The sequence below is a fragment of the Nocardioides sp. Bht2 genome (genome assembly GCF_047308515.1).
GTDB lineage: Bacteria > Actinomycetota > Actinomycetes > Propionibacteriales > Nocardioidaceae > Nocardioides.
Genome location: NZ_JBLBWI010000040.1, coordinates 1 through 724 on the forward strand (window position 1 = coordinate 1; position 724 = coordinate 724).

Sequence of the window (724 nt, forward strand, 5' to 3'; positions counted from 1 at the left end):
GCCGAGAACGTCAAAGCGGCGTTCACCGTGCACATCAACACCAAGCTGGCCCACGACCTGGTCGTGACCCTGAGCAACAACGCCCAGGTCACCATCAAGGCCGGCGAGACCAGCGCGCCGTACATCCATGACGAGCAAGGCGAAGACGTCTACATCGACAAGGGTGCCATCAAGCTGGGTATCGAGTCGGCGGTAGACGCTACCGGCGCGACCTTCGAGAACCTGCAACTGGGCGGTGAGGCCACTGTCCAGGTGACCGATACCATTGACGAAGTAGTGGCCAAGCTGACCGCGACGCCTTCGGTGACCGAAGGCGGCGAGATCACCTACACCATCACGCTGACCAACAAAGACGGCTTGCCGATCAACAACCACGGTGAACTGACCTTCACCCTGAGCGACAAGACCACAATTGTCGTGGCGGCCAACAGCACCACCGGTTCGGCTACTGTGATTGCCCCGGACAACGTCTACGTCGGTACCAACTCGGCAGTGGTCAACTCGATCGCCACCGTTGGCGGTGCAGATGACGGCAAGTTCGAGAAACTGACTCTGGACAAGACCGAGGTCAAAACCCAGGTTACCGACGAGCCAGGCACTCCGGGTGTCCCAGACGGTAACGAAGGCGATCTGGTCCTGGTGACCATCACCGCCGATCAGACCTCGGTAGCCGAGAACGTCAAAGCGGCGTTCACCGTGCACATCAACACCAAGCTGGCCCACG

At 60.2% G+C, this 724-nt stretch carries 1 protein-coding gene; it reads left to right on the top strand.

Features of this window, described 5'->3' with window-relative positions; genetic code table 11:
• Window positions 1-27 precede the first annotated feature (27 nt).
• Window positions 28-724 (top strand): immunoglobulin-like domain-containing protein (locus tag ACLM5J_RS20830; protein WP_413658597.1); only part of this gene is annotated, 697 nt, incomplete at its 3' end.